Source organism: Piscicoccus intestinalis NBRC 104926, assembly GCF_001515525.1.
GTDB lineage: Bacteria > Actinomycetota > Actinomycetes > Actinomycetales > Dermatophilaceae > Kineosphaera > Kineosphaera intestinalis.
The window spans coordinates 1-7,379 of sequence record NZ_BCNQ01000192.1 but is presented as its reverse complement, the minus strand read 5'-3'; the positions used below and the strand labels follow the sequence as shown (position 1 = coordinate 7,379).

The 7,379-nt window shown below is 72.8% G+C and carries 9 protein-coding genes, 2 tRNA genes and 1 pseudogene; 11 read left to right on the top strand and 1 reads right to left on the bottom strand.

Annotated elements, in window-relative coordinates; genetic code table 11:
- The 9 genes and pseudogenes from PINTE_RS19500 to PINTE_RS19460 form a co-directional block, all read left to right on the top strand.
- A pseudogene (locus tag PINTE_RS19500) lies at positions 1-309 on the top strand (acetyl-CoA C-acyltransferase); the annotation flags it as partial.
- The gene (locus PINTE_RS19495) at positions 306-986 is read left to right on the top strand and encodes an energy-coupling factor ABC transporter ATP-binding protein (RefSeq protein WP_068434005.1); all 681 of its coding nucleotides are present in this window, start codon (positions 306-308) and stop codon (positions 984-986) included. The pseudogene PINTE_RS19500 and the gene PINTE_RS19495, both read left to right, overlap by 4 nt.
- Positions 983-1,579: an energy-coupling factor transporter transmembrane component T family protein gene (locus PINTE_RS19490; RefSeq protein WP_068433999.1), complete on the top strand. Its 597-nt coding sequence runs from the start codon at positions 983-985 to the stop codon at positions 1,577-1,579. Before PINTE_RS19495 ends, PINTE_RS19490 begins: the two co-directional genes overlap by 4 nt.
- A 198-nt stretch (positions 1,580-1,777) precedes the next feature.
- Positions 1,778-1,850, top strand: a tRNA-Thr gene (locus tag PINTE_RS19485).
- Between the two features lie 62 nt (positions 1,851-1,912).
- Positions 1,913-1,989, top strand: a tRNA-Met gene (locus PINTE_RS19480).
- A 104-nt stretch (positions 1,990-2,093) separates the two neighbouring features.
- Positions 2,094-2,264 (top strand): 50S ribosomal protein L33, encoded by a 171-nt coding sequence (gene rpmG / locus PINTE_RS19475; RefSeq protein ID WP_068433997.1) that lies wholly within the window; start codon positions 2,094-2,096, stop codon positions 2,262-2,264.
- A gap of 133 nt (positions 2,265-2,397) precedes the next feature.
- Positions 2,398-2,847, top strand: a complete 450-nt coding sequence (locus tag PINTE_RS19470; RefSeq protein WP_068433995.1) for an FAS1-like dehydratase domain-containing protein — start codon at positions 2,398-2,400, stop codon at positions 2,845-2,847.
- The gene (locus PINTE_RS19465) at positions 2,844-3,356 is read left to right on the top strand and encodes a MaoC family dehydratase (protein WP_068433993.1); all 513 of its coding nucleotides are present in this window, start codon (positions 2,844-2,846) and stop codon (positions 3,354-3,356) included. Before PINTE_RS19470 ends, PINTE_RS19465 begins: the two co-directional genes overlap by 4 nt.
- A 32-nt stretch (positions 3,357-3,388) precedes the next feature.
- Positions 3,389-4,432, top strand: a complete 1,044-nt coding sequence (locus tag PINTE_RS19460) for a UDP-N-acetylmuramate dehydrogenase (protein ID WP_068434006.1) — start codon at positions 3,389-3,391, stop codon at positions 4,430-4,432.
- A gap of 78 nt (positions 4,433-4,510) precedes the next feature.
- Here PINTE_RS19460 and PINTE_RS19455 read toward each other — a convergent pair whose 3' ends face one another.
- Positions 4,511-4,741, bottom strand: a complete 231-nt coding sequence (locus PINTE_RS19455) for a PTS sugar transporter subunit IIB (protein ID WP_068433991.1) — start codon at positions 4,739-4,741, stop codon at positions 4,511-4,513.
- Between the two features lie 323 nt (positions 4,742-5,064).
- On the opposite strand from PINTE_RS19455, the gene PINTE_RS19450 reads away from it, so the two are divergent.
- Positions 5,065-6,405, top strand: a complete 1,341-nt coding sequence (locus PINTE_RS19450; protein WP_068433990.1) for a PTS transporter subunit EIIC — start codon at positions 5,065-5,067, stop codon at positions 6,403-6,405.
- 7 nt (positions 6,406-6,412) lie between these two features.
- A partial coding sequence (locus tag PINTE_RS19445; protein WP_068433988.1) for an N-acetylglucosamine-6-phosphate deacetylase occupies positions 6,413-7,379 on the top strand: 967 nt, incomplete at its 3' end.

Here is a 7,379-nt window from a genome sequence, read left to right as displayed (position 1 = left end):
GAGCCGCTGCAGGCGGTCGCGGCGTTCGAGATCACCGAGGCCTTCGCGGCGCAGGTGCTCGCGTGCACCGACGCCCTCGGGCTCGATCCGTTCGGCGCCGACGCCGAGCGCGTCTGCGCGTGGGGCGGCGCGATCGCCCTCGGCCACCCCTGGGGTGCCTCGGGCGCGCTGCTCGTCGTGCGGCTCTTCTCCCGGCTCGTCACCGCCTCCGCGCCGCCCGTCGACGCCGGCGCGGCCTACGGCCTCGCCACCTGCGCCATCGGAGGCGGTCAGGCCCTGGCCCTGCTGGCCCGTAGGGTCGGGCCGTGATCACGTTCGAGGGGGTGCACCACTCCTACGGAAAGCGAGTCGTGCTGCGCGGCATCGACCTGACGCTGAGCGAGCGGCGCGTCGGCATCGTCGGCGCGAACGGCTCCGGCAAGTCGACGTTGGCGCGGATGATCAACGGCCTCATCAGCCCGAGCCGCGGGCGGGTCGGCGTCGACGGGCTCGACGTGGCCAGGCAGGGGGCGGCGGTGCGGCGCCGGGTCGGGTTCGTCTTTCCTGACCCCGAGGCGCAGATCGTCATGCCGACGGTCGCCGAGGACGTCGACTTCTCGCTGCGCCGCCACCGGCTCGACCGGGCCGAGCGCGCCGCGCGCGTGCGCGAGGCGCTGACGCGCTTCGGGCTCGCCGACCACGCCGATCACCCCGCACACCAGCTCTCCAGCGGGCAGAAACAGCTGCTCGCGCTCGCGGCCGTGCTCGTCACACAGCCCTCGGTGCTCGTCGCCGACGAGCCGACGACGCTGCTGGACCGCCGCAACGCGCGCGAGATCACCCGGCTGATGGCCGGGCTCGACCAGCAGGTCGTGCTCGTGACCCACCAGCTGGAGCTGCTCGCCGACTGGGACCGGGTGGTCGTCATCGACGCCGGCCGCGTGGCCGCCGACGGGCCGCCGCAGGAGTCGCTGGAGCGCTACCGCCGGCTCATGGACGAGTCGTGATCGGCGTCTATGTCGCCGGTGACTCGGCGGTGCACCGGGCCCGACCCGGGGTCAAGCTCGCGGTGCTGCTCGCCGCGACCACCGCGCTGCTGCTCGCGGCCCGCTGGGAGGTCGTCACCGCGGGCGCGCTGATCGTCGTGGCGGTCGGGCTGTGGGCCGGGCTCGGACTGCGCGGCCTGGGTCGGCTGGTGTGGCCGCTGCGCTGGATCGTGCTCGTGCTCACGCCTGTGCAGGCGTGGCTCGCGGGCTGGGAGCGGGCCTACGTCGTCGTCGGCGGGCTCGTCGTCGCGGTGACCGCCGCCTCGCTCGTCTCCGCGACCACCCGCGTCGCGGACATGACCGACGCCATCGTGCGCATCGTCGTGCCGGCGCGGCGGATCGGCATCGACCCCGAGCGCGTCGGGCTCGTCATCGCCCTGGCGATCCGGTCGGTGCCGGTGCTGCTCGACGGCCTGCGCGTCGTGCGCGAGGCCCGTCAGGCGCGCGGCATGCGCCTGACCCCCGACACCCTGCTGACTCCGCTCGTCGTGCGCGCCGTGCGCCACGCCGACCGCGTCGGCGAGGCCCTCGCGGCCCGCGGCATCGACGACTGACCTTCTGACCGCCCCCAACGTCGCTGAGAACTGCGTGTCGCGGTGAGAACTGCAGTCCATGCCGCAGCTCCGACCATGACACGCAGTTTTCAGGGACGTTCGGTGAGGTTCACTCGCTGGGGAGGCCGATTTCGCACGGGGGTGGGCTCTCGGGTATGGTCTTCCCTGCATGTCAGCGCGCCACTGCGCGGCTGGCTCGCCCCGATAGCTCAGTCGGCAGAGCGTCTCCATGGTAAGGAGAAGGTCTAGGGTTCGATTCCCTATCGGGGCTCAGGTCTGTCAGCACCTCCTTCGCGGCCCGGGCCGCGTCGGCGCAGGTGCCGCCAGGCCCGCGGCGGGGTAGCTCAGGTGGTTAGAGCACACGACTCATAATCGTGGTGTCGCGGGTTCGACTCCCGCCCTCGCTACCAGCGCTTTTCCGGTTCATCACCATGTCACGTACTCTGGTGAGTCGGTGTGCCCGACTCCGGGCGCCGCTGCACACGCCCGACCGCGCAGAAAGACAGGTAGTCCTGTGGCCAGCAAGACCAGTGAGGTCCGCCCCAAGATCACGCTTGCTTGCGTGGAGTGCAAGCACCGCAACTACATCACGAAGAAGAACCGCCGCAACGACCCCGACCGGCTCGAGTTGGCAAAGTTCTGCTCCAACTGCGGCAAGCACACCGCGCACCGCGAGACCCGCTGACGCGCGCCGCCCGGAGCCGGTCCGCCGGCTCCTCGGGTGCGACAGCCCTGCGGGCCCGCACCAGCTCGTCGTAGACCGCCACGGCCGTCGCCCTTGAGGGTGGCGGCCGTTGCCGCGCCCTAAGGTAGTCGCCATGCCAGTCAACGCCTCCTTCGAGGGCCGCACCTACCCACCGGGGGCGCCCTACCAGGTGGGCCGGGAGCACATCCGCGACTTCGCGCAGGTGCTCGGCGCCCACAGCCCGCTGCATCACGACGTCGAGGCCGCCCGCGCGGCCGGCCACCGCGACGTCATCGCGCCGCCGACCTTCGCGGTCGTGCTCGCGCAGCGGGTCGAGGCCCAGTTCATCGCCGACCCGCAGGCCCAGATCGACTTCACCCGCGTCGTGCACGGCGAGGAGAAGTTCACCCACCACGCGCCGCTGACCGCCGGCGACGAGGTCGTCGGCACCCTGCACGTCGACCGCGTGCGCGAGGTCGCCGGCAACGCGATGGTCACCACACGCGTCGAGCTCGCCACCACCGACGGGCAGCCACGCACCACCGTCACCTCCAGCCTCATCGTGCGGGGGGCCGACTCGTGACCACCGAAAGCACCGACCTGCAAGCGGTCGCCGTCGGCGACACCCTGCCGCCTCTGGAGATCGCCGTCGACCGCGCGCGCCTCGTGCACTACGCCGGCGCCAGCGGCGACCGCAACCGGATCCATTGGGACGAGCGCTTCGCCACGGGAGTCGGGCTGCCCGACGTCATCGCCCACGGCATGTTCACGATGGGCGCCGCGGTCGAGTGCGTCAGCGCCTGGTGCGGCGACCCGGCCCGCATCCTCGAGTACGGCACGAAGTTCGTCGGGATGGTCGTCGTCCCCCGCGACACCGGCGCCACCGTGCAGGTCAGCGGCACCGTCAAGAAGGTCGACGCGGAGGCGGGCCGCGCCACCGTCGAGCTCGCCGTCACCAGCGGCGGCGCGAAAGTGCTCGGCCGCGCGCTCGCCGTCGTCTCCACGGCCCCCGCCGCAGAGGCCACCGACGCCGGTCCCGCTGAGCCCGCCGACGCGGCCGCGGCCCCCGCCGACTCCACCCCCTCCTCGTGAGCAAGCACCCGCGGCTGGCGGACCTGACGACGATGCGGGTCGGCGGGCCCGCGCGCCGGTTCGTCACCGCCTCCGACGCCGACGAGATCGTGCACGCCGTGCGGCAGGCCGACGAGGCGGGCGAGCCGCTGCTCGTGCTCTCCGGCGGCTCCAACCTGCTCGTCGCCGACGCCGGCTTCGAGGGCACCGTCGTGCGGATCGCCTCGCGCGGCATCGACGTCGAATCCGCCGACTACTGCTCCGGCGCGACCGTGCGCATCGCCGCCGGTGAGGTGTGGGACGACGTCGTCGCCCACGCGGTCGACCGCGGCTGGGCGGGCATCGAGGCGCTGTCCGGCATCCCCGGGCTCGTCGGCGCGACGCCCGTGCAGAACGTCGGCGCCTACGGACAGGACGTCTCGCAGACGATCGCGCGGGTGCGGGTCTGGGACCGCGACGCCGCCGCGATCCGCACGTTCACCGCCTCCGAATGCGAGTTCTCCTACCGCCACTCGCGATTCAAGGGCGCGATGGACGGGGCCAGCCCCCGCTACGTCGTGCTCGAGGTGCTCTTCCAACTCGAGATCGCCGACCTGTCCACGCCGATCGCGTACGCCGACCTCGCCCGCGGGCTCGGCGTCGAGCTGGGTGCCCGCGTGCCGCTGGCCGACGCCCGCCAGGCTGTATTGGAACAACGACACAAGCGCGGCATGGTGCTCGACGCCGCCGACCACGACACGTGGAGCTGCGGGTCGTTCTTCACCAACCCGATCCTGTCGACCGCGCAGTTCGAGCAGCTGCGCGAGCGGGTGGCGGCGCGCCTGGGGCCGGACGTCGCCCCGCCCGGCTTCCCGGGGGCCGACGAAACCGTGAAGTCGAGCGCCGCCTGGCTCATCGACCGGGCCGGGTTCGGCAAGGGCTACGGCATGCCCGGGCCCGCGGCGCTGTCGACCAAGCACACCCTCGCGCTGACCAACCGCGGCGACGCGAGCGCCGACGACCTGCTCGCGCTCGCGAGGCACGTGCGCGACGGCGTGCAGGAGGCCTTCGGGGTGCGGCTCGTCAACGAGCCGGTGCTCGTCGGGCTCACGTTGTAGCGCTGCGGCGTCACAACCCGACACGACGAAGGGGGCTCGGACCGTGATGGTCCGAACCCCCTTCTCGTCGTAAAGAACTCACATGAGGTCGTTGATCTCGTCGACGAGGTTCTCGGCGTCGAGGCCGACGACGACCTGCACGACGTTGCCGGCCGAGATCACACCGTGCGCCCCGGCGCGCTTGAGCGCCGCCTCGTCGACGCGCGCCGCGTCCTGCAGTTCCGTGCGCAGCCGCGTCGTGCACGGCTCGATCTCGGTGATGTTGTCGGCGCCGCCGAGGGCGGCGAGGATGTCCGAAGCCTTGCTCATGTCATGGTCCTTCCGGCGTGGTCGGTGCGGGACGGCCCCGGCTCACGGGGCCCACGATCCGATCCAATCATCCCCGACGCCGCAGGCTGCCGGGCGTCCGAGTCCCGATGAAGCGGTGTCCGCGTTCCGGGCAGGCCCCGCATCGCGACACGCTCGGAGCGACACGCCAGTGCCGGAAGCGGGCCGGTTCCCCAGTGCGACGGCCCGGGCCCACCACCATGGGCGGTGTATCGCAACACCGGTGGTCGCAGGCGGCTCGTCCGCGCCGACCGCCGGGGCCGTTCCGGCTCCGGGACCGGCGCAGACCGCACGGAAGGACCGCCATGACCATCGCCGACGAGACCTCCGGTCGCCGCAGGATGAACCTCGCGGGACTGCAGAAGTTCGGCCGCAGCCTGATGCTCCCGATCGCCGCGCTGCCGGTGGCCGGTCTCATGCTGCGGCTCGGCTCCGACGACATGCTCGGCGCGGACGGCCTGAACTGGGGCCCGGTCGCCGCGGTCATCGGCGCGGGCGGCAGCGCGCTGTTCGACAACTTGCCGCTGCTGTTCGCGCTCGGCGTCGCGATCGGCATGGCGCGCCGCTCCGACGGCTCGACGGCGCTCGCGGCGGTCGTCGGCTACCTGACGTACAAGAGCGTCGGTGACGCGATGAGCCCGTACATCCTCGGCCCGGCGGCGGAGGGGGAGAAGCAGGAACTCATCAACTTCGGGGTGCTCGGCGGCATCCTCGTCGGGCTCATCGCGGCGTTCCTGTGGCAGCGCTACCACCGCATCAAACTGCCCGACTACCTCGCGTTCTTCGGCGGCCGCCGGTTCGTGCCGATCATCACCGCCTTCGCCGCGCTGGCCCTGTCGGTCGTCATGTCGTTCATCTACCCGGCGTTCGACACCGGCCTGACCGGCGTCGGCGAGTGGGTCAGCCAGAACACCGTCATCGGCGGGTTCGTCTACGGCACGCTCAACCGCCTGCTCATCCCGCTGGGCCTGCACCACATCCTCAACTCGGTGCCGTGGTTCGTGCTCGGCTCGTTCCAGCCCGCCGGCGGCGAGGTCGTGCACGGCGACATCGCTCGGTTCCTCTCCGGCGACCCGACCGCGGGCGCGTTCATGACCGGCTTCTTCCCGATCATGATGTTCGCGCTGCCCGCCGCGGCCCTGGCGATGGCGCAGGAGGCCAAGCCCGCAGCCCGCAAGGCGACGTTCGGCCTCATGTTCTCGGTGGCGCTGACCGCGTTCCTCACCGGCGTCACCGAGCCGCTGGAGTTCGCATTCATGTTCGTCGCGTGGCCGCTGTACGTCATGCACGCCGTGCTGACCGGCACCTCGCTGGCGGTCGTCAACGCCCTCGGCATCCGCGACGGGTTCAGCTTCTCCGCGGGCCTGTTCGACTTCATCCTCAACTACCGCATCGCCGAGCAGCCGCTGCTGCTCATCGTCGTCGGCCTCGTCTACGCGGTGATCTACTACGTCCTGTTCCGGTTCGCGATCCGCCGGTGGAACCTGCGCACCCCGGGCCGCGAGGAAGACGGCGCCGAGGGCATGTCGATGGACCCGACCGCCGAGCCCGAGCGTGTCGAGCGTGTCGAGGCCGGTGGGCGCGCCGAGCGACGGGGCGAGCCTCGCGGCCAGGGTGTCGAGGGCGAGGGACCGATCCGATCGTGAAGCGGCCGTGATTCTTGCCTCGGCGCGCACCCTGCTGCCTGGCGGACTGGTGCCGGGGTGGGTGCGCGTCGAGGGCGCGCACCTCGCCGAGGTCGGGCGCGGCGCCCCCGCATCGGGTTCGGTCGTCGACCTCGGGGAGTCGGTGCTCGCGCCCGGCCTCGTCGACATGCACTGCCACGGCGGGGGAGGCGGGTCGTTCCCCAGCGGCGACGCCGACCAGGCCCGTGCGGCCATCGCCGCGCACCGCCGCGCGGGCACCACCTCGCTCATGGCCAGCCTCGTCGCCGACTCACCGGAGGAGTTGCGCGAGCAGGTGCGCGGGCTGGCTCCGCTCGTCGCCGCGGGGGAGTTGCTCGGGGTGCACCTCGAGGGCCCGTGCCTGTCGCCGGCGCATCACGGCGCGCACGAGCCGGCGCTGTTGCGCAGCCCCGCCGACGTCGACCTCGTCGGGCTCGTCGACCGCCTCAATGCCGAATTCGGCCCGGTGGTGCGCATGGTCACCCTCGCGCCCGAACTCGACGGCGGCCCGGAAGCGGTCCGCGGCCTCGCCGCGCGCGGCGTCGTCGCCGCGATCGGGCACACCGACGCGACGTACGAGCAGACCCGGGCGGCGCTGGCCGCGGGGGCGCCGGTGGCCACCCACCTGTGCAACGCGATGCGCGGGCTGCACCACCGGGAGCCGGGGCCCATCCTCGCGTGCCTGCAGGACGAGCGGGTGGCGATCGAGGTCATCGCCGACGGCGTGCACCTGGCGGCACCGGTCGTCGCGGGCCTGTTCGCAGTGGCGGGGGAGCGGGTCGTGCTCATCACCGACGCGCTGAGCGCGGCCGGCCTGGGAGACGGGCCGATGCGGCTCGGACCGCTCGACGTCGTCGTGCGCGACGGGGTGGCGCGCGTCGTGGCCACCGGCGCGATCGCCGGCAGCACGCTCACCCTGAGCCGGGCGCTGGACTTCTGCGTCCGGCGCGCCGGGG

Coding starts and splice junctions, on each gene's coding strand:
- PINTE_RS19455 (WP_068433991.1), bottom strand. CDS start 4,741: ATGAGCAAGGCTTCGGACATCCTCGCCGCCCTCGGCGGCGCCGACAAC.
- PINTE_RS19450 (WP_068433990.1), top strand. CDS start 5,065: ATGACCATCGCCGACGAGACCTCCGGTCGCCGCAGGATGAACCTCGCG.
- PINTE_RS19470 (WP_068433995.1), top strand. CDS start 2,398: ATGCCAGTCAACGCCTCCTTCGAGGGCCGCACCTACCCACCGGGGGCG.
- PINTE_RS19460 (WP_068434006.1), top strand. CDS start 3,389: ATGCGGGTCGGCGGGCCCGCGCGCCGGTTCGTCACCGCCTCCGACGCC.